Raw genomic sequence first — 19,841 nt, forward strand, 5'->3', positions numbered from 1 at the left:
CCCGAGGGGTTCCCGCGCTCCGCGGTGGTTCGGCGCCGTCAGCCCTGCGCGGCGGCGGGCTGCTTCAACCCGCCGACCGGCGTCAGCGGCAGCAGCTTCCGGCCGGTCGGGCCGATCTGGATCTCGGTGTCCATGGACGGGCAGACGCCACAGTCGAAGCAGGGCGTCCAGCGGCAGTCGTCCTGCTCGTACTCGGACAGCGAGTCCTGCCAGTCCTGCCAGAGCCAGTCCTTGTCCAGGCCGGAGTCGAGGTGGTCCCAGGGCAGGACCTCCAGCTCCTCGCGCTCGCGGGTGGTGTACCAGTCGAGGTCCACCCCGTACGCCGGCAGCACCTCGGTCGCGGCGTCGACCCAGCGCTGGTAGGAGAAGTGCTCGCTCCAGCCGTCGAACCGGCCGCCGTTCTCCCAGACCCTGCGGATAACCGCGCCGACCCGGCGGTCGCCCCGGGACAGCAGGCCCTCGATCAGCGACGGCTCACCGTCGTGGTAGCGGAAGCCGATCGCCCGGCCCAGCGACCGGTCGCTGTTGATGGCCTGCTTGAGCAGCTTGAGCCGGCCGTCGATGACCTCCGGCCGCTCCATCGAGGCCCACTGGAACGGGGTGTGCGGCTTCGGCACGAACCCGCCGATGGAGACCGTGCAGCGGATGTCCTTGGACCCGGTCGCGGCCCGGCCGGCCCGGATCACCTCGTGCGCCATGTCGGCGATCTCCAGGACGTCCTCGTCGGTCTCGGTGGGCAGGCCGCACATGAAGTAGAGCTTCACCTGCCGCCAGCCGTTGGAGTACGCGGTGACCACCGTACGGATGAGGTCTTCCTTCGACACCATCTTGTTGATCACCTTGCGGATCCGCTCCGACCCGCCCTCCGGGGCGAAGGTCAGGCCGGTCCGGCGCCCGTTGCGGGACAGCTCCTGGGCCAGGTCGATGTTGAACGCGTCCACCCGGGTCGAGGGCAGCGACAGCGAGACGTTGGTGCCGGCGTACTGCTCGGCCAGGCCGGAGCACATGTCGCCGATCTCGGAGTGGTCGGCCGACGACAGCGACAGCAGGCCGACCTCGTGGAAGCCGGAGAACTCCAGCCCCTGCTGCACCATCTGGCCGACGGTGGTGATCGACCGCTCCCGCACCGGGCGGGTGATCATGCCGGCCTGGCAGAACCGGCAGCCCCGGGTGCAGCCCCGGAAGATCTCCACCGCGTACCGCTCGTGGACCGTCTCGGCGAGCGGGACCAGGGGCTTCTTCGGGTACGGCCAGGCGTCCAGGTCCATTGTCGTGCGCTTGTGCACCCGGAACGGCACGTCCGGGCGGTTCGGCACGACCCGCTGGATCCGGCCGTCGGGCAGGTAGTCGACGTCGTAGAAGCGCGGGACGTAGACGCTCTCGGTGCGGGCCAGCCGCAGCAGCAGCTCGTCCCGGCCACCCGGGGAGCCCTCGGCCTTCCACTCCCGGACGATGGTGGTGATCTCCAGCACCGCCTCCTCGCCGTCGCCGAGCACGGCGGCGTCGACGAAGTCGGCGATCGGCTCCGGGTTGAACGCGGCGTGCCCGCCGGCGACGATCACCGGGTCGGCGTCGGTGCGGTCGGCGGCGAGCAGCGGGATGCCGGCCAGGTCGATCGCGGTGAGCAGGTTGGTGTAGCCCAGCTCGGTGGAGAACGAGACACCGAACACGTCGAAGTCGCGCACCGGCCGGTGGGCGTCGACGGTGAACTGCGGCACGCCGTGGGCGCGCATCAGCTTCTCCAGGTCCGGCCAGACCGCGTACGTCCGCTCGGCCAGCACGTCGGGCAGCTCGTTGAGCACCTCGTAGAGGATCTGCACGCCCTGGTTGGGCAGGCCCACCTCGTACGCGTCCGGGTACATCAGCGCCCAGCGCACGGTCGCCGCGTCCCAGTCCTTGACCACCGCGCCCAGCTCCCCGCCCACGTACTGGATGGGTTTGGTCACCTGCGGCAGCAGCGGCTCCAGCCGGGGCCAGACCGAGTTGTCGGCGGTGGGACGTGGGGTCGTGGACGGGGCACTCATGATGCCCAAGGGTACGCGGTCCCCCGCCCCGACCTCCCCCACCGCCACCCTTCCCCCACCCCACGCCCGTTGATCAAGGAGTTGGCGCGCCGATCCGCGCTCCCGGCCCACGCGAACTCCTTGGTCACCGGCGGGAGCGGAAGCGGGGGCGAGGGTCGGGGGTGGGCGGGGATTCGGCGGAGGTGGCGGGGCGGTACTAACCTCGCAACGGGCGCGAGAGGAGATTGCCGCGATGTCGCAGCCGCAGCCGGGGGCGGGCCGGCCGGCCGACGGGACCGAGGAACGGGTCGTCGCCGAGCCGCCGTCGCCCGTGCCGAAGCAGGTCGACGCCGAGGGCTCCGCCGAGGCCGCCGGCCAGCTCGCCGACCCCGCCCCGGACAGGTCGGCGCCGGAGCGCGACGCGCCGGGCTCGGAGCCGCCGACGGACGGGGACAGCGACCCGAACGCCGCCACCGCACCCCCGGCCGACACCGCACCGCCGGACCCGAACGCCACCCCTGAGCTGCCCGACCCGGACGACACCGCCCGTCCGGGTCCGCAGGACACCGGCCGCCCCGACCCGGACGACGCCGCCCCGCCGGGAGCGGCCGACGCCGCCGAGGCGCCCGCGGTATCGGACGACCCCGTCGCCGCGCCGCGGGGGACGGACGCTGACGACACCCCGCCCGCGCCGGCCGGACGCGCCCGGGGCTCCGCCGCCGTGCCGGGCCGCGCCGCGCCGACCCCGTCGACCCCCGACCCGACCCGGGTCGAGGACGCGCCGGCCCCCACCCGCGCCGAGGACGCGCCGGACCGGACGAAGGTCGAGCACGGGCCGAACCCCACCCGGGTCGAGACCGCGCCCCGTTGGAGCGGCTCCGCCGCGGTCCCGCCCCCGCCGGCCCGGCGGCGTGCCTGGGGCGAGTCGGCCGAGCCCACGCCGGTGCCGCCGGTCGAGTCCCCCGAGCACGCCACCCCGGTCGACCCGTGGGCGGGCGTGGACACCACCGGCTGGGACCTGCACTCGGTCGAGCTTCCGGCGTTGCCGCCGACGCTGCCCTACACCGCGCCCTGGCCGGCCCACCCGGCGCCGCCGCACCCGGCCGCCGCCCACCCGGGGCCGCCGCCGCACCCGACCGCCGCCCGACCGGTGTCACCACCCGCGCACACCCCGCCGTACCCGGGTCCGCCGGCCGCCCGGCCGGTGTCACCGCCGGCGCACACCCCGCCGCCGGCCCCGGTCGCCCCGCCGCGGCCACCGAAGCAGACGCGCCCGCCGAAACAGCGCCGGGGCAGGACCCCGCCCCCGGTGACGCCGCCGCCGGGCTGGCAGGCCCCCAAGGGGTACGTGCCGGTGCCGGTACGCCGGCGGCGTCGCTGGCCCTGGCTGTTGCTGCTCTCCGTGGCGTGCTGCTGCGGCGTGCCGCTGTGGTGGGCCCAGCCGCTGTCCAGCCAGTACCCGGCCAGCGCCAGCCTCCCCGACCAGCTCGACTCGATGCGGCTGCGCCAGGACCAGGGCAGCCAGGCGGCGGCCGAGGACCTGAAGAGCCGGGTACGCCAGGCGGACTGGCTCGCCGAGGACACGTTCGCCGGCATCTACACCACGAACGACGGCAAGCGGGTGACGCTGTTCGGCAGCACCGGCTTCCGGTTCACCCCGGAGTCCGACGCCGAGGCCGAGCTGAAGCGCCTCGCCGGCGACTACGACCTGCAACCCTCGGTGACCGTGGACACCGGTGTACGCGGCCGGCACGAGCGCTGCGCGGTGGGCCGGGCGGACGGCGACGCGGTGGTGGTGTGCACCTCGGTCGACCACGGCAGCCTCACCACCGGCGTGTTCACCCGACTGTCGGTGGACGACAGCGGCCGGCTCCTCGACGAGCTGCGCCAGCGGGTCGTGGTCCCGAAGCAGTCCTGAGCGTCTCGCTCAGGCGGCCGCCTCACCCGGCGTCTGCTCGCTGCGCTTCGGGGCGTAGCGCGGGACGTACTCCTGGCCGGTGAGCTTCTGGATCTCCGACATCATCTCGTCGGTCATGGCGCGCAGTGAGGTGCGGTCGTCCGGCCGGCCGGTGAAGTCCAGCGGCTTGCCGAACCTGATGGTGATCTTGGCGCGACCGGGCCGGGGCACCCGCGTGCCGATGGGCTGGGCCTTGTCGGTGCCGGTCACGCCGACCGGGATGATCGGCACTCCGGCGGCCACCGCGAGCCGGGCCGCGCCGGTACGGCCGCGGTAGAGCCGACCGTCCGGCGAGCGCGTGCCCTCCGGGTAGACGGCGACCAGGTCGCCGGCCTTGAGCACCGGGATCGCCGCGTCGAACGCGGACAACGCGGCCCGCCCGCCGGCCCGCTCGACCGGGATGGCGCCGAGCCCGGTCAGCACGAACTTGGAGAAGCCGCCCTTGATCCCGGTGCCGTTGAAGTACTCCGACTTGGCCCAGAACGCCAGGTGCCGGGGGACCACCGTGCCGAGGAGCAGCTCGTCGGCGACGGAGAGGTGGTTGCCCGCGAAGATCGCCCCGCCGGTCGCCGGGATGTGCTCCAACCCCTCCACGTGCGGACGGAAGGCCAACCGGAGCGCGGGCGCCACGGTGAGCTTGCCGATGGTGTAGAGCAGGGGCACGGGTCCTCCGGCGGTCGTACGTGAGACAGGCGCTGTCACGGTAGCCGACGCTGCCACCCCCGGCCGAGCGGGTGGCCCGCAGTCCACCCGCCGGTGCACGTGTTAGGAAGGGGCCCTTCCTATACCGAAAGCGTTAAGAAGGGCCCCTTCCTTACATCTCACACGCGGCGGACGCTCACCACCACGCGCTCACCGTCGCCCGCCTCGCCGACGAAGCCCTCGAGCCCGTCGGCGAAGTCGACGGTGTCGGCCAGCACCTCCCGGGCCACGAACCCGGTGTACGCGGCGACCGCCGCGCGCACCTCCTCGGAGGCCGAGACGGCCACCGCGATCCGGTCCGAGACGTCCAGGTCGGCGTCCCGCCGGGCCTGCTGCACCACCCGGACCACGTCCCGGGCCAGACCCTCGGCGGCCAGCTCCGGGGTGACCTCGGTGTCCAGCACCACCACGCCCTCACCGCCGGGCAGCGGCGCCGAGTGCTCCGCGTCGGCGGCGACCAGGCGCAGCTCGTACTCGCCCTCGGCGAGGGTGACCCCGGCCGCCACCGGGGCGCCGTCACGCAGCTCCCAGTCCCCCGCCTTGACCGCCTTGATCACCTGCTGGACCGCCTTGCCGACGCGCGGGCCGAGCGCCCGCGGCACCACGGTCAGCACCTGCTGGCAGTAGGCGTCCAGGTCGTCGGCGAGCACGACCTCCTTGACGTTGACCTCGTCGGCGACCAGGTCGGCGAACGGCCGGAGCTGGGCCGCGACCGGCGAGGCCACGGTCAGCTTCGCCAGCGGCAGCCGCACCCGCAGGCCCTTGGCCTTGCGCAGGGACAGCGCCGCGGAGGCGACCGCCCGCACGTTGTCCATCGCCGAGACCAGCTCGTGGTCGGCCGGGAACTCCTCGGCGGACGGCCAGTCGGTCAGGTGCACCGACCGCTCGCCGGTCAGCCCACGCCAGATCTCCTCGGCGGTCAGCGGCGCCAGCGGCGCCACCACCCGGCAGAGCGTCTCCAGCACGGTCCAGAGCGTGTCGAACGCGTCCGCGTCGCCGGCCCAGAACCGGTCCCGCGAGCGGCGCACGTACCAGTTGGTCAGCGCGTCCAGGTAGGACCGCACGGTCGCGCAGGCGCCGGAGATGTCGTACGCGTCCATCTGCGCGCCGACGGTCGCCACCAGCTCGTTCGTCTTCGCCAGCACGTACCGGTCGAGCACGTTCGCCGAGTCGGTGCGACGACGCGCGGTGTGGCCGTCGGCGTTGGCGTAGAGCGAGAAGAAGTACCAGACGTTCCACAGCGGCAGGAGCACCTGGCGCACCGCGTCCCGGATCAGCGTCTCGGTCACCGCCATGTCCCCGCCGCGCAGCACCGGCGAGGACATCAGCATCCAGCGCATCGCGTCCGACCCGTAGGAGTCGAACACGTGGTAGACGTCCGGATAGTTGCGCAGGCTCTTGGACATCTTGCGCCCGTCCGAGCCGAGCAGGATGCCGTGGCTCAGGCAGTTGCGGAACGCCGGCCGGTCGAACAGCGCGGTGGCCAGCACGTGCATGGTGTAGAACCAGCCGCGGGTCTGCCCGATGTACTCGACGATGAAGTCACCCGGGTAGTGGTGCTCGAACCACTCGCGGTTCTCGAACGGGTAGTGCACCTGGGCGAACGGCATCGAGCCGGACTCGAACCAGCAGTCCAGCACCTCCGGCACCCGGCGCATCATCGACCGGCCCGTCGGGTCGTCCGGGTTGGGGCGGACCAGGTCGTCCACCGCCGGCCGGTGCAGGTCGGTCAGGCGTACGCCGAAGTCCCGCTCGATGTCGGCGAGCGAGCCGTACACGTCCACGCGCGGGTAGTTCGGGTCGTCCGACTTCCACACCGGGATCGGCGAGCCCCAGAACCGGTTCCGGCTGATCGACCAGTCCCGGGCGTTGGCCAGCCACTTGCCGAACGAGCCGTCCTTGATGTGCCCCGGCGTCCAGTTGATCTGCTGGTTCAGCTCGACCATCCGGTCCCGGAACGACGTCACCGCGACGAACCACGACGACACCGCCTTGTAGACCAGCGGGGTGTCGCAGCGCCAGCAGTGCGGGTACGAGTGGGTGTAGACGTCCTGCCGCAGCACCACCCCCCGCTCCTTCAGCTCCCGGATCACCGGCTTGTTCACGTCGAAGACCTGCTCGCCCTGGTACGGCGGCACCAGCGCGGTGAACCGGGTGTGGTCGTCCACCGTGACCACGGTGGGGATGCCGGCGGCGTTGCAGGTGTTCTGGTCGTCCTCGCCGAAGGCGGGGGCCAGGTGGACGATCCCGGTGCCGTCCTCGGTGGTCACGAAGTCCGCGCCGAGCACCTGGTAGGCGTTCGGCCCGGCCGGCTCGACCAGGAAGTCGTACAGCGGCGTGTAGCGGCGTCCGACCAGGTCGCGGCCGTACACGGTGCCGACCTGCTCGTATCCCTCCAACTCCTTGGCGTACGCGCCGAGGCGGGCGGCGCCGACGACGTAGCGGTCGCCGTCGCGCTCCAGCACCGCGTACTCGATGTCCGGGCCGACGGCGAGCGCCAGGTTCGACGGCAGCGTCCACGGCGTGGTGGTCCAGACGCCGAGCTTGACCGGCCCGCGCAGCGGCTCCGGCGCGGTCTCGTCGGCGGTCAGCTCGAACCAGACGGTGAGCGTCGGGTCGTGCCGGTCCCGGTAGACGTCGTCCATCCGGGTCTCGGTGTTGGACAGCGGGGTCTCGCACCGCCAGCAGTACGCGAGCACCCGGAAGCCCTCGTAGACCAGGCCCTTGTCGTGCAGGGTCTTGAAGGCCCACATGACGCTTTCCATGTAGTCCAGGTCGAGCGTCTTGTAGTCGTTGGCGAAGTCGACCCAGCGGGCCTGGCGGGTGACGTACCGCTCCCAGTCGTGGGTGAACTCCAGCACCGACGTGCGGCAGGCGTCGTTGAACCGGGCCACGCCGAGGTCCAGGATCTCGGCCTTGCTGGTGATGCCGAGCTGCTTCTCGGCCACCACCTCGGCCGGCAGCCCGTGGCAGTCCCAGCCGAAGCGGCGCTCGACGTGCCGCCCGCGCATGGTCTGGTAGCGCGGCACCACGTCCTTGACGTAGCCGGTGAACAGGTGGCCGTAGTGCGGCAGGCCGTTGGCGAACGGCGGGCCGTCGTAGAAGACGTACTCGTTCTTGCCGTCGGCCCCGGCGGGGCGGGCTTCCACGGACGCTTCGAAGGTCTTGTCGGCGGTCCAGTGCTCCAGCACCCGGCGCTCGACCGCGGGCAGGTCCGGGCTCGCCGGGACGCCGGCGCCGGTCGGGTCGTGCAACGGATAGGCCATCGGGGGTCGCTCTCCTCGCGCAGCTCACTCGTCGGTGGGTCTGCGAGGACGAACCGTCCGGGGTACGCCTGGAACGGCGCTCCCGGGTGGTCCGCGGTACCACCCCGCTTGGCGGTCAGGATCGACCGCCCGCTCATCGGTCGGCTGTGACGGGCCGTCCCGTCCGGTTCTACTGGGCCGGTTGCCCGGCTGTTCTTCCGGAGGCTCACCGGTGATGGCCGGGTCGTCGCCTGTGCGCCCAAGCTTACCCGCCCCGCCCCCCGCTCCGCCTCCGAGTAAGGAGGGGGCCCTTCTTATCGCCCACGCGATAGGAAGGGGCCCCTCCTCACACTCAGCGGCGGGTGGGCGCCGGCAGCGTGGTGCTCCAGAGGGAGGCGCCGGCGCGGTCGCGCAGGTGCACGGTCAACGCGCCCGACTCCCCGTCGATGTCGACCTCGCCGAAGTGCTGGAAGCCCTCCGCCGGCGAGGTGTTCGCGGCCGGCGGGGCGTGCACGAAGACGGCCTTCGGGCCGAAGGTACCGTCCAGCGCGTTCGGGCCGAACGCCCCGGCGTGCGCCGGGCCGGAGACGAACTCCCAGAACGGGCTGAAGTCGCCCACCGCCGCGCGGGCCGGGTCGTAGTGGTGGGCGGCGGTGTAGTGCACGTCGGCGGTGAGGAAGACCAGGCCGGTCACCCCGGCCCGGTGGGCCGCGCGCAGCACCTCGGCGAACTCCAGCTCACGGCCGGCCGGCGCGCCCGGGTCGCCCTGGGCCACCCCCTCCTGCGCGCCCGGGCCGTCCGGCACCACCACACCGATCGGCAGGTCGTTGGCGATCACCTTCCAGGTCGCCCGGGACGCGCGCAGTTCCCGGACCAGCCACTCCCGCTGGGCCCGGCCGAGCAGGCCGCGCTCCGGGTCGGCGTACGTGTTGCCGTCGTTCGGGTCCTTCCAGGTGCGCATGTCCAGCACGAAGACGTCCAGCAGCGGCCCGTACGACAGGCGTCGGTACAGCGGCCCGCCGGCCGGCGTCGGCAGCCACTCGTGGAACGCCTGCCGGGCCCGGGCGGCGAGCACGTCCACCCGCTTCTCGGTGTACCGGTCGTCGACCAGGATCTCCCCCGGGTACCAGTTGTTGACCACCTCGTGGTCGTCCCACTGGTTGATCTGGGGCACCTGGGCGGCGAAGGCCCGCAGGTGCTCGTCGAGCAGGTTGTAGGCGAACTGTCCCCGGTACTCCGCCAGCGTCTCGGCGACCTTGCTCTTCTCCGGCGTCACCAGGTTGCGCCAGAGCCGCCCGTCGGGCAGCGTGACGCGCTCGGCGAGCGGGCCGTCGGCGTACACCGTGTCCCCGCTGCACAGGAAGAAGTCGGGGCGCCGCTCGCGCATGGCCCGGAAGATCGCCAGGCCGTCGAAGTCCGGGCTGATCCCCCAGCCCTGCCCGACGATGTCACCGGTCCAGACGAACCGCACGTCCCGCCGCTGGTGCCGCCCGGGGGCGGTGGCGAACGAGCCGGTCAGCGGCTCGCTGCACACGCCGTGCCGGTCCAGGCTCTCCACCCGTACCCGGTAGTGCAGCCGCTCGCCCGCCGGCAGGCCGCGCAGCCGGACCCGGCCGGTGAAGTCGCCGTCCGGGTCGACCACCGGGCCGCGCACCAGCCGCGCGCCGCGCAGGTCGGGCCGGCGGCTGACCTCGACGAGCATCCGGCCGGGGCGGTCCGCCCGGGTCCAGACCAGCGCCGAGTCGGCGGTCACGTCGCCGCTCTGCACGCCGTGGGTGAGCGACGGCCGCCCGCTCGGCCGCCACGCCGGGGCGGCCGGCGCGCCGGCTCCGCCGAGCAGCGCCCCGCCGGCGGCCCCCGCCCCGGCGACCAGTCCGGCGCGGAGCAGCGTACGTCGGTCGATGTGCGTCATGGGTCCTCCCGGTCTCGACGAACTCGCCAGACCGGTCTACCGACCCGACATGGCCGGGGACGTGGCCCGAGGTGACCGGCACCTCAACGACGGCTGTCCAGAGCCCGGCATGAGCGGCGTCACACCGCGTCACACCCGGCCGGCCGTGGACCGTCCTGTCCGCGTACCCGAATTTCGAGGAGGCGGCGATGAGCCGGATCGACATGGCGGCGGTGGCGCCGGAGGCGTACCGGGCCGTGCTGGGGCTGGAGAAGTACGTCCGGGCGAACGTGGACCACACGGTGCTGGAGCTGGTCAAGCTCCGGGCGTCGATGCTCAACGGCTGCGCGTTCTGCGTGGACATGCACAGCCGGGAGGCGTTGGAGGCCGGGGAGAACAGCCGGCGGCTGTTCGCCGTCGCGGCGTGGCGGGAGGCGCCGTTCTTCGACGAGCGGGAGCGGACCGCGCTGGCCCTCACCGAGTCGGTGACCCGGCTGGGCGACCACGGCGTGCCGGACGACGTCTGGGACGCCGCGGCGAAGGTCTGGTCGGAGAAGGAACTCGCGGACCTGGTGACGGCGATCGCCACCATCAACGTGTGGAACCGGGTCTCGGTGACCTGCCGGACCCAGCCGCCGGCGCTGGACTGACGCCGGACGTGCCACGGCCCCGGTCCGCGAGGTGCGGGCCGGGGCCGTCGGCGGTTCCGGTCAGCCCAGCTCGGGGAACCAGAGGGCGATCTCGCGCTTGGCGCTGTCGGTCGAGTCGGAGGCGTGCACCAGGTTCTCCCGGTTCGACAGCGACAGGTCGCCGCGGATGGTGCCGGCGGCGGCCTTGCGGCCGTCGGTGCTGCCGATCATCCCGCGCACCACGTCGATCACCTGGTCGCCGGAGAGCACCAGCGCCACCAGCGGGCCACCGGTCATGAACGTCTTCAGCGGCGGGTAGAACGGCTTGTCGACGTGCTCGGCGTAGTGCTGGTCGGCGAAGTCGCCGTCCATGGTCCGGCTCACCATCGCGTCGATCCGCAGGCCCTTGCGCTCGAAACGGGACAGGATCTCGCCCACCAGACCACGGCGCACCGCGTCGGGCTTGATCAGTACGAGCGTCCGCTCGTCCGGGCTGCTGCTGGACACGCTGGTTTCCTCCTGCGCACTCAAACGGGGTCGGGCTGGGTACGGTCAGCGTAGCGACCCGGTCCCGGCGCCGGCGCGGCGGCTGCGTCTTCCCTGGCCCGCCGCGGCGGCCTAGCCTGGCCCTGGAACCCCTGGGAGGTCCACTGTGGCGAATGGCGGGAACCGCACGATCGCGCCGGTACGCAAACTGATCGGCGCGGTGCTCGGCACCGTGGCCACCTTCGTGACCGTGTTCGGTCTCGGCATGACCAGCTGGGCGATCGTGGCCCTCGGCGTCGCGCTGCTGGTGCTGGCGATCGCCCTGGCCACGGTGCGTGGCGGCGGCCGCACCTGGGTGGTCGGCCTGGGGCACGTGCACAGCGCCTCCGAACCACCCACCCAGTACGCGTTCGGGCGCTGCGAGCTGCAACTGGTGATCGACGCCCCCGGGCTGCCGCCCCGCTCCAAGAAGATCATCGAGCCCCGGGTGCCGGTCGCCAAGTGGCCCTCGCTGGGCCAGGCGCTGCCGGTCCGGGTGGCCCTCGACGACCAGCGGCACGTGCGGGTGCTCTGGGACGAGGTGCCGACCCACGCGGAGACGGCCGCCGCGGTCGCCGACCTCCCGCCCGAGTACGCCGGCCCGGACCCGCTCGACGAGCCGCTCATCGCGCAGGAGGCGCCGCCGTGGGCCGGGCGCGCCCCGGAGGACGAGTTCCGCGACGACTACCCACCCGCGCCGGACCCGTTCCTGGACGACGTCCCGCCCCGCCCGGAGGACCGCGAGCCGGTGGTGGTGCACCAGCGCCCCGGCGGCCCGGTCGTGCTGGAGGGGCAGCTGGTCGAGCCGGCCGCCGCCAATCCGCTCCCCCGCCGCGCCCCGGCGCCCCGCGCACCGGCGGAGGAGCGCGACACCGTGCCGGTCGGCACCGTGCCGGTCGACCCGATCGACGTCCCGCTGGACGCGCCGGACGAGCCGTCGGACCCGACCGCGCGGGCCGACGCCCCGCCCACGGCCGAGAAGCTGGACGAGGCCATCTTCGGTCCGTCCGCCGACCCGGAGCCGGACGAGCTGGCCAGCCCGATCAGCGGTGTCGGCATCACGCTGCTCGTCACCGACCTGGACCGGTCCCTCGACTTCTATCGCGAGCTGGGCTTCGACGAGCTGGACCGGGGCGAGGGCAACGCCGTGCTCTCCTCCGGGCCGACCCGGCTGGTGCTGCGTCGGGTGACCGGCGCCGCCCCGATCAGCCGCCGGCTGGTGCACGTCAACCTGGAGGTCGACGACATCCAGGCGGCGTACGAGCGGCTGCGTGAGTCCGGGGTGCGGTTCACCTACGCCCCACGTGTGGTCAACCGGGGCACCAAGCTGGAGGTGTGGGCGGCGGCCTTCCGCGACCCGGACGGTCACGGCGTGGCGCTCACCCAGTGGCGCACCCTCACCGAACCCAAGGAAGGGCCCCTTCTTAACGCCTGAGCGATAGGAAGGGGCCCCTCTTAACGGGGACGGCGCTCAGCCGAGGATGACCCGCCGGACGTGCAGCGCGTACGCCCACACCAGCGCGAAGATCACACCGAGCGCGAACAGCGACCAGTGCAGCAGCCCGGAGAGCAGCAGCAGTCCCTGGAGCACGGTCCCGGCGTGCCACGCCCAGGGACGGCGCATCATGCCGGCCAGCACCACGCAGGCCACCGCCAGCGCGACGATGACGCCGATCGCCGCGCCGCCCAGGTCGCCGCCGACCACCCGGATCGGCTGGATGGCGAGCAGCAGCACCAACGCCTCCAACGAGAGCGTGCCGGCGCCCAGCCCGCGTACCGCCTTGTCCGGGTTGCGCAGGCCGGAGCGGCGCCCGCCCTCCGACGTCGGCCCGCCGGGCTGCTCCGGACCGGCCGGCTGCGCCCCGGCGCCCGGCCGGGACGACCGCCGCGCGTCCGGGCCGGACGGCCCCGGCTCGGCGTCCGGGTGCCGCTGCGGGTCCGTCATCGCTTGAGCAGCCGGCGGGCGTCGGCCACGGTCACCACCGATCCGGTGACCAGCACGCCCACCCCGGACAGTTCGCCCGGCACGTCGGACTCGGCCTCCGCCACGGCCGCCTCGATGGCGTCGGGCATCTCCCGGGCCACCTGGACCCGGTCCGGCCCGAAGACCTCCCGGGCCAGTTCGGCCAGCTCGTCGACCGGCATGGCCCGGGGCGAGCTGTTCTCCGCCACCACGACCGAGTCGAGCACCGGTTCGAGCAGTTCGAGCAGGCTCGCGGCGTCCTTGTCGCCGAGCACCGCCAGCACGCCGACGAGCTTGCTGAACGCGAACTCCTCCTGCACCGCGGCGACCGTCGCGGCCATCCCGTGCGGGTTGTGGGCGCCGTCGAGCAGCACCGTCGGCGCGGTGCGGACCCGCTCCAGGCGGCCCGGCGAGCTGGTCGCGGCGAAGCCCTCGCGGACCGCCTCGATGTCCAGCTGCCGCCGCGCCCCGGCGCCGAGGAACGCCTCCACCGCGGCCAGTGCCACGGCGGCGTTCTGCGCCTGGTGCGCCCCGTGCAGCGGGATGAAGATCTCCTCGTACACCCCGCCCAGGCCCTGGATGGTCAACACCTGGCCGCCGACGGCGACCGCCCGGCGCAGCACCCCGAACTCGGCGCCCTCGCGGGCGACGGTGGCGTTGACCTCGGCGCAGCGTTCCAGGATCGGCCGGGCCGCCTCCTCCTCCTGCGCCGCCGCGATCACCGTGGCGCCGGCGTGGATGATGCCCGCCTTGTGCAGCGCGATGTCCTCGATCGTGTCACCGAGCCACTCGGTGTGGTCCAGCCCGATCGGGGTGATCACGGCGACACCGGCCTGGATCACGTTGGTCGCGTCCTCCGCGCCGCCGAGCCCGACCTCCACCACCGCGACGTCGACCGGGGCGTCGGCGAACGTGGCGAACGCCAGCGCGGTGGTCATGTCGAAGTAGGTCAGCGGCTCGGCGGACCGCTGGTCGACCAGCTCGGCCAGGGGCGCGATCTCGCGGTACGTGGCCACGAACCGCTCCTCGCTCACCGGCTCGCCGTCCAGGCTGATCCGCTCCCGGACGGTCTCCAGGTGCGGGCTGGTGTAGCGGCCGGTGTGCAACCCGAACGCCCGCAGCAGCGAGTCGATCATCCGGGCCGTCGAGGTCTTGCCGTTGGTGCCGGTCAGGTGGATCGACGGGTAGGCCCGCTGCGGGCTGCCGAGCAGGTCGAGCAGGCTCTCGATCTTCTCCAGCTCGAAGTGCATCCGGGTGAAGCCGCGCGCGTTGAGCGCGGCCTCCACCTCGGCGAACGCGGCGTGGTCGGCACGGTCGCTCATGAGGGCAGCGCCTCCAGGGCGGCGTCGATCCGGACCAGGTCCGCCTCGGCCACCGCCAGTCGCTCACGGATCTTCGCCACCACCGGCTCGGGCGCCTTGCCGACGAAGGCCGGATTGTCCAGCTTCGCCCGCGCCTGGGTGGCCTCCTTCTCGGCCGCCGCCCGGTCCTTGGTGAGCCGGGCACGCTCGGCGGCCACGTCGATCGAGCCACGGGTGTCCAGCGCGACGCTCACCGCGCCGGGCATCGCCAGCGTGGCGCTGGCCTGGAAGTCGTCGCCGGGCGCGTCGAGCCGGGCCAGCGAGCGGACCAGCGGCTCGTGCGCCGCGATGCCCGCGCCGGCCAGGCCGTCGAGCCGCGCGGCGACCCGCTGGGTCGGGCGCAGGCCCTGGTCCGACCGGAACCGGCGGACCTCGGTCACCACCCGCTGGAGGGTGCCGACCTCGCCCTCCGCGGCGTCGTCGACCAGGGTACGGTCGGCGACCGGCCAGGCCGACGTCAACACCGTCTCGCCGCCGTTGAGCGCGACCCACAGCTCGTCGGTGACGAACGGGATCACCGGGTGCAACAGCCGCAGGAGCTGGTCCAGCACGTGCCCGAGCACCCGGCGGGTGGCGTCCGCCGCCGGGCCGCCCTCGGCGAGCACCGGCTTGCTCAGCTCCACGTACCAGTCGCAGACGTCGTCCCAGGCGAAGTGGTAGAGCAGGTCGCAGACCTTCGCGAACTCGTACGCCTCGAACTGCTCGTCCACCTCGGCGGTGACGTGCGCCAGCCGGGACAGGATCCACCGGTCGACGGTGGAGAGGTCAGCGGCGGCCGGCAGCGGCCCGTCGGTGTGCGCCCCGTTGAGCAGAGCGAACCGGGTCGCGTTCCAGAGCTTGTTGCAGAAGTTGCGGGAGCCCTGGCACCACTCCTCGCTGACCGGCACGTCCTGGCCGGGGTTGGCGCCGCGGGCCAGCGTGAACCGGGTGGCGTCGGCGCCGAACCGGTCGATCCAGTCCAGCGGGTCGACCACGTTGCCGAACGACTTCGACATCTTCTTGCCGTGCTCGTCGCGCACCATGCCGTGCAGCGCCACCACGTCGAACGGCTGCACGCCGTCCATCGCGTACAGGCCGAACATCATCATCCGGGCGACCCAGAAGAACAGGATGTCGTAGCCGGTGACCAGCACGCTGGTCGGATAGAACTTCGCCAGGTCCGGAGTGTGCTCCGGCCAGCCGAGGGTGGAGAACGGCCAGAGACCGCTGGAGAACCAGGTGTCCAGCACGTCCTCGTCCTGCCGCCAGCCCTCGCCGGTCGGCGGCGTCTCGTCCGGGCCGACGCAGACGATCTCGCCGGCCGGGCCGTACCAGACCGGGATGCGGTGGCCCCACCACAGCTGGCGGGAGATGCACCAGTCGTGCATGTTGTCGACCCAGGCGAAGTAGCGCTTGGCCAGCTCAGCCGGCTCGATCTTCACCCGACCGTCGCGCACCGCGTCGCCGGCGGCCTTGGCCAGCGGACCGGTGTTGACGAACCACTGCAGCGACAGCCGCGGCTCGACCGTCGTCTTGCACCGCGAGCAGTGCCCCACCGCGTGCAGGTACGGCCGCTTCTCGGCCACGATCCGGCCCTGCTCGCGCAGCGCCGCCACGATCGCCGGCCGGGCCTCGTACCGGTCCAAGCCCTCGAACGGACCGGGCGCGGTGATGACACCGCGCTCGTCCATGATCGTCAGCGAGGGCAGGTCGTGCCGCTGGCCGATCTCGAAATCGTTCGGGTCGTGCGCCGGGGTCACCTTGACCATGCCGGTGCCGAACGCGGGGTCGACGTGCTCGTCGGCGACGATCGGGATGCGCCGGTCGGTGAGCGGCAGGGCCACCTCGGTGCCGATCAGGTGCCGGTAGCGCTCGTCGTCCGGGTGCACCGCGACCGCGGTGTCGCCGAGCATCGTCTCGGCCCGGGTGGTGGCCACCACGACCTCGTCGCCGTAGCGGATCGAGATCAGCTCGCCCTCGTCGTCGGTGTGCTCGACCTCGATGTCGGAGAGCGCGGTGAGGCAGCGCGGGCACCAGTTGATGATCCGGTTGGCCCGGTAGATCAGGCCGTCGTCGAAGAGCTTCTTGAACATGGTCTGCACGGCCCGGGAGAGGCCCTCGTCCATGGTGAAGCGCTCGCGGTCCCAGTCGACCGCGTCGCCGAGCCGGCGCATCTGGCCCAGGATCGCGCCACCGGACTCGGCCTTCCACTGCCAGACCCGCTCGACGAACTTCTCCCGCCCCAGGTCGTGCCGGGACAGCCCCTCACCGGCGAGCTGCCGCTCGACCAGGTTCTGCGTGGCGATGCCGGCGTGGTCCATGCCGGGCAGCCACAGGGCCTCGTATCCCTGCATCTTCTTGCGCCGGGTGAGCGCGTCCATCAGCGTGTGCTCGAACGCGTGGCCCATGTGCAGCGACCCGGTGACGTTCGGCGGCGGGATGACGATCGTGAACGGCGGCTTGTCGCTGCTCGCCGACGCCCGGAAGTGCCCGCCGGCTACCCACTGCTCGTACCGTCGCTGCTCTACCTCGCCGGGCTGGTACTGGCCGGCAAGGGTCGGGGCGTCGGGGCGGTGGGCATCCAGTCTCTCGGTCACCCTGAAAGTCTACGGAGCGCTTTCGGAGACCTGACGTGCGCCACCGGTGATTCGCGTACGGTGGCGGGCATGTCCGACGCGCATCTCACCGAGCGTCCGGTCGACGGGGGTCACGGTCCGGTCGAACTGACCGAGGAGCCGATCCAGCTGAGCCGCCGCGACCCCGCGCTGGAGCCCGAACGGCGACCCGTGTCACGGCGCCGGAAGATCGTGCTGGCCGCCCTGCTGGCGGCCGGCCTCGCCGGCGCCGGCGCCATCGGGCTGGGCGGATGGCGGGTGGTCCAGGAGAAGGACACCCGGCTGACCCCGCCGGCCGACGTGGCGGGCCTCACCCGTGACGACAGCGACCGGGCCCGCAGCACCGCCGACTACCTGCGCGACGGGTTCGCCGCCGACATCGAGCTGGATCGCAGCTTCGGCGCGGTCTACACCGACCCGGCCGACGCCAAGCGGTCGGTGCTGCTCTTCGGCGGCACCACCCTGCTCTGGCAACCCGAACGGGACCTGGACACGCTCTTCGGCCTGATGGCCGACGAGACCGGCAAGGTCGCCGGGCTGCGTGAGGTGGACGCGGGCCAGCTGGGCGGCGTGATGAAGTGCGGTACGACCAGCGGCGACGGCGGCGACTTCGCGGTGTGCGGCTGGGCCGACCACGGCAGCGTGGTGATGGGGATGTTCCCCGGCCGAGCGGTGGACGACTCCGCGGCGCTGTTCCGCCGGCTCCGCGAGGGCATCCAGACCCGGTGACCCGGGAAGGTCGGGCCGGCTCACCGGCAGCCCGACCTCTCGCGGGGCCGTCTCCCCACTTCGGAGGTCGCGGTATCGGTGCCGGTGCCCGGAAATGCGTCAGGGCCACCCCGTGAGGGGTGGCCCTGAGCTGAAGATTGTCCGGCGGTGTCCTACTCTCCCACACCCTCCCGAGTGCAGTACCATCGGCGCTGGAGGGCTTAGCTTCCGGGTTCGGAATGTTGCCGGGCGTTTCCCCTCCGCCATGACCGCCGTAACTCTATGAACATGTCAACCAACCCGATGGGTGGTGTTTGTTCAGAGTTGCACAGTGGACGCGTAGCAGCTTGGTAGTCAAGTCCTCGGCCTATTAGTACCGGTCAACTGAACCCGTTACCGGGCTTACATTTCCGGCCTATCAACCCAGTCGTCTAGCTGGGGGCCTTACCCCACAAATGTGGGTGGGATACCTCATCTTGAAGCGAGCTTCCCGCTTAGATGCTTTCAGCGGTTATCCCTTCCGAACGTAGCTAACCAGCCGTGCCCCTGGCGGGACAACTGGCACACCAGAGGTTCGTCCGTCCCGGTCCTCTCGTACTAGGGACAGCCCTTCTCAAGTATCCTACGCGCACGGCGGATAGGGACCGAACTGTCTCACGACGTTCTAAACCCAGCTCGCGTACCGCTTTAATGGGCGAACAGCCCAACCCTTGGGACCTGCTACAGCCCCAGGATGCGACGAGCCGACATCGAGGTGCCAAACCATCCCGTCGATATGGACTCTTGGGGAAGATCAGCCTGTTATCCCCGGGGTACCTTTTATCCGTTGAGCGACACCGCTTCCACATGCCAGTGCCGGATCACTAGTCCCGACTTTCGTCCCTGCTCGACCTGTCAGTCTCACAGTCAAGCTCCCTTGTGCACTTGCACTCAACACCTGATTGCCAACCAGGCTGAGGGAACCTTTGGGCGCCTCCGTTACCCTTTAGGAGGCAACCGCCCCAGTTAAACTACCCACCAGACACTGTCCCTGAACCGGATAACGGTCCGAAGTTAGATACCCAAATCAACCAGAGTGGTATTTCAAGATTGCCTCCACCCATACTGGCGTATGGACTTCACCGGCTCCCACCTATCCTACACAAGCTAATTCAGATACCAATGTCAAGCTATAGTAAAGGTCCCGGGGTCTTTCCGTCCTGCCGCGCGTAACGAGCATCTTTACTCGTAATGCAATTTCGCCGGGCCTGTGGTTGAGACAGTGGGGAAGTCGTTACGCCATTCGTGCAGGTCGGAACTTACCCGACAAGGAATTTCGCTACCTTAGGATGGTTATAGTTACCACCGCCGTTTACTGGCGCTTAAGTTCTCCGCTTCGCCCCGAAGAGCTAACAGGTCCCCTTAACGTTCCAGCACCGGGCAGGCGTCAGTCCATATACATCGAATTACTTCTTCGCATGGACCTGTGTTTTTAGTAAACAGTCGCTTCCCCCTGCTCTCTGCGGCCATACAACGCTCCACCCGCGCGGGGCTTCACGTCTCCGGCCCCCCTTCTCCCTAAGTTACGGGGGCAATTTGCCGAGTTCCTTAACCACAGTTCGCCCGATCGCCTCGGTATTCTCTACCTGACCACCTGTGTCGGTTTGGGGTACGGGCCGCTAAGAACTCGCTAGAGGCTTTTCTCGGCAGCATAGGATCACTGACTTCACCTGAATCGGCTCGGCATCACGTCTCAGCCTATGTGCACCGCGGATTTGCCTACGGTACGGCCTACACGCTTACCCCGGCACAACCACCGGCCGGGATCAGCTACCTTCCTGCGTCACCCCATCGCTTGACTACTACCCGTCAGGTTCCCACGCTCACCACCATCAGTCCGAAGACGTCCGGCAGCTCGGATGGTTAGCACAACGAGGTTCATCAGGGTCGCTCTTTCGCGGGTACGGGAATATCAACCCGTTGTCCATCGACTACGCCTCTCGGCCTCGCCTTAGGTCCCGACTCACCCAGGGCGGATTAGCCTGGCCCTGGAACCCTTGGTCATCCGGCGGAAGGGTTTCTCACCCTTCTTTCGCTACTCATGCCTGCATTCTCACTCGTGCCGCGTCCACAGCTGGGTCACCCCGCTGCTTCACCCCCGGCACGACGCTCCCCTACCCATCCACACACCTGCACAAGGAATCAAGTCCAAGCGAGGTTGAAATGTGAATGCCACAGCTTCGGCGGTGTGCTTGAGCCCCGCTACATTGTCGGCGCGGAACCA

12 protein-coding genes and 2 rRNA genes (1 of these 14 running past the window's edge) are annotated in these 19,841 nt (G+C 71.4%); 4 read left to right on the top strand and 10 right to left on the bottom strand.

Annotated features, from left to right (window positions below; translation table 11 throughout):
- Positions 1-38: 38 nt before the first annotated feature.
- Complete coding sequence (locus COO58_RS21665) at positions 39-2,024, bottom strand: TIGR03960 family B12-binding radical SAM protein (protein ID WP_091571887.1); 1,986 nt, start codon at positions 2,022-2,024, stop codon at positions 39-41.
- 232 nt (positions 2,025-2,256) lie between these two features.
- Between COO58_RS21665 and COO58_RS31140 the strand changes: the two genes are divergently transcribed.
- Positions 2,257-3,921: a hypothetical protein gene (locus tag COO58_RS31140; protein ID WP_098746967.1), complete on the top strand. Its 1,665-nt coding sequence runs from the start codon at positions 2,257-2,259 to the stop codon at positions 3,919-3,921.
- A 9-nt stretch (positions 3,922-3,930) separates the two neighbouring features.
- On the opposite strand, the gene COO58_RS21675 is transcribed toward COO58_RS31140, so the two are convergent.
- The 3 genes from COO58_RS21675 to COO58_RS21685 all read right to left on the bottom strand — a co-directional run bounded on the left by COO58_RS21675 (position 3,931) and on the right by COO58_RS21685 (position 9,819).
- Complete coding sequence (locus COO58_RS21675; RefSeq protein WP_091571880.1) at positions 3,931-4,623, bottom strand: 1-acyl-sn-glycerol-3-phosphate acyltransferase; 693 nt, start codon at positions 4,621-4,623, stop codon at positions 3,931-3,933.
- A 158-nt stretch (positions 4,624-4,781) separates the two neighbouring features.
- Positions 4,782-7,928: an isoleucine--tRNA ligase gene (gene ileS, locus COO58_RS21680; protein WP_091571876.1), complete on the bottom strand. Its 3,147-nt coding sequence runs from the start codon at positions 7,926-7,928 to the stop codon at positions 4,782-4,784.
- Between the two features lie 331 nt (positions 7,929-8,259).
- Entirely contained in the window at positions 8,260-9,819 is a 1,560-nt protein-coding gene (locus COO58_RS21685) for an alkaline phosphatase (RefSeq protein WP_098746969.1), read from the bottom strand.
- A 188-nt stretch (positions 9,820-10,007) separates the two neighbouring features.
- Here COO58_RS21685 and COO58_RS21690 point away from each other — a divergent pair, with 188 nt between their 5' ends.
- Positions 10,008-10,448, top strand: coding sequence for a carboxymuconolactone decarboxylase family protein (locus COO58_RS21690; RefSeq protein ID WP_091571870.1), 441 nt, complete (start codon positions 10,008-10,010; stop codon positions 10,446-10,448).
- Between the two features lie 60 nt (positions 10,449-10,508).
- Here the strand turns inward: COO58_RS21690 and ndk are convergent, their stop codons facing one another.
- On the bottom strand, positions 10,509-10,934 hold the full coding sequence (gene ndk, locus COO58_RS21695) for a nucleoside-diphosphate kinase (RefSeq protein WP_091571867.1): 426 nt from the start codon (positions 10,932-10,934) through the stop codon (positions 10,509-10,511).
- A gap of 145 nt (positions 10,935-11,079) precedes the next feature.
- On the opposite strand from ndk, the gene COO58_RS21700 reads away from it, so the two are divergent.
- Complete coding sequence (locus tag COO58_RS21700) at positions 11,080-12,387, top strand: VOC family protein (RefSeq protein ID WP_098746971.1); 1,308 nt, start codon at positions 11,080-11,082, stop codon at positions 12,385-12,387.
- A 36-nt stretch (positions 12,388-12,423) separates the two neighbouring features.
- On the opposite strand, the gene COO58_RS21705 is transcribed toward COO58_RS21700, so the two are convergent.
- The 3 genes from COO58_RS21705 to COO58_RS21715 are packed head-to-tail and all read right to left on the bottom strand — an operon-like array spanning position 12,424 to position 16,852.
- Complete coding sequence (locus COO58_RS21705) at positions 12,424-12,897, bottom strand: DUF4233 domain-containing protein (protein ID WP_098746973.1); 474 nt, start codon at positions 12,895-12,897, stop codon at positions 12,424-12,426.
- Positions 12,894-14,237, bottom strand: a complete 1,344-nt coding sequence (locus COO58_RS21710; RefSeq protein ID WP_091571855.1) for a folylpolyglutamate synthase/dihydrofolate synthase family protein — start codon at positions 14,235-14,237, stop codon at positions 12,894-12,896. The genes COO58_RS21705 and COO58_RS21710 overlap by 4 nt, the downstream gene beginning before the upstream one ends.
- On the bottom strand, positions 14,234-16,852 hold the full coding sequence (locus COO58_RS21715) for a valine--tRNA ligase (RefSeq protein ID WP_091571850.1): 2,619 nt from the start codon (positions 16,850-16,852) through the stop codon (positions 14,234-14,236). The genes COO58_RS21710 and COO58_RS21715 overlap by 4 nt, the downstream gene beginning before the upstream one ends.
- A gap of 69 nt (positions 16,853-16,921) precedes the next feature.
- Here COO58_RS21715 and COO58_RS21720 point away from each other — a divergent pair, with 69 nt between their 5' ends.
- A complete protein-coding gene (locus COO58_RS21720; protein WP_098746974.1) occupies positions 16,922-17,599 on the top strand; it encodes a hypothetical protein in 678 nt (225 codons plus the stop codon).
- A gap of 139 nt (positions 17,600-17,738) precedes the next feature.
- On the opposite strand, the gene rrf is transcribed toward COO58_RS21720, so the two are convergent.
- Both rrf and COO58_RS21730 read right to left on the bottom strand, forming a co-directional pair.
- Positions 17,739-17,855 (bottom strand): 5S ribosomal RNA (gene rrf / locus COO58_RS21725).
- A gap of 73 nt (positions 17,856-17,928) precedes the next feature.
- Positions 17,929-19,841 (bottom strand): 23S ribosomal RNA (locus COO58_RS21730) (it continues 1,197 nt past the right edge of the window).

It is taken from the genome of Micromonospora sp. WMMA1996, assembly GCF_002573675.1.
In the GTDB taxonomy this organism is placed as follows: domain Bacteria; phylum Actinomycetota; class Actinomycetes; order Mycobacteriales; family Micromonosporaceae; genus Micromonospora; species Micromonospora sediminicola.

What these genes read in the sequence shown, in the direction of transcription:
- COO58_RS21720 (WP_098746974.1), top strand. Translation starts at nt 16,922, where the DNA reads ATGTCCGACGCGCATCTCACCGAGCGTCCGGTCGACGGGGGTCACGGT.
- COO58_RS21665 (WP_091571887.1), bottom strand. Translation starts at nt 2,024, where the DNA reads ATGAGTGCCCCGTCCACGACCCCACGTCCCACCGCCGACAACTCGGTC.
- COO58_RS21690 (WP_091571870.1), top strand. Translation starts at nt 10,008, where the DNA reads ATGAGCCGGATCGACATGGCGGCGGTGGCGCCGGAGGCGTACCGGGCC.
- COO58_RS31140 (WP_098746967.1), top strand. Translation starts at nt 2,257, where the DNA reads ATGTCGCAGCCGCAGCCGGGGGCGGGCCGGCCGGCCGACGGGACCGAG.
- COO58_RS21705 (WP_098746973.1), bottom strand. Translation starts at nt 12,897, where the DNA reads ATGACGGACCCGCAGCGGCACCCGGACGCCGAGCCGGGGCCGTCCGGC.
- ileS (WP_091571876.1), bottom strand. Translation starts at nt 7,928, where the DNA reads ATGGCCTATCCGTTGCACGACCCGACCGGCGCCGGCGTCCCGGCGAGC.
- COO58_RS21685 (WP_098746969.1), bottom strand. Translation starts at nt 9,819, where the DNA reads ATGACGCACATCGACCGACGTACGCTGCTCCGCGCCGGACTGGTCGCC.
- COO58_RS21710 (WP_091571855.1), bottom strand. Translation starts at nt 14,237, where the DNA reads ATGAGCGACCGTGCCGACCACGCCGCGTTCGCCGAGGTGGAGGCCGCG.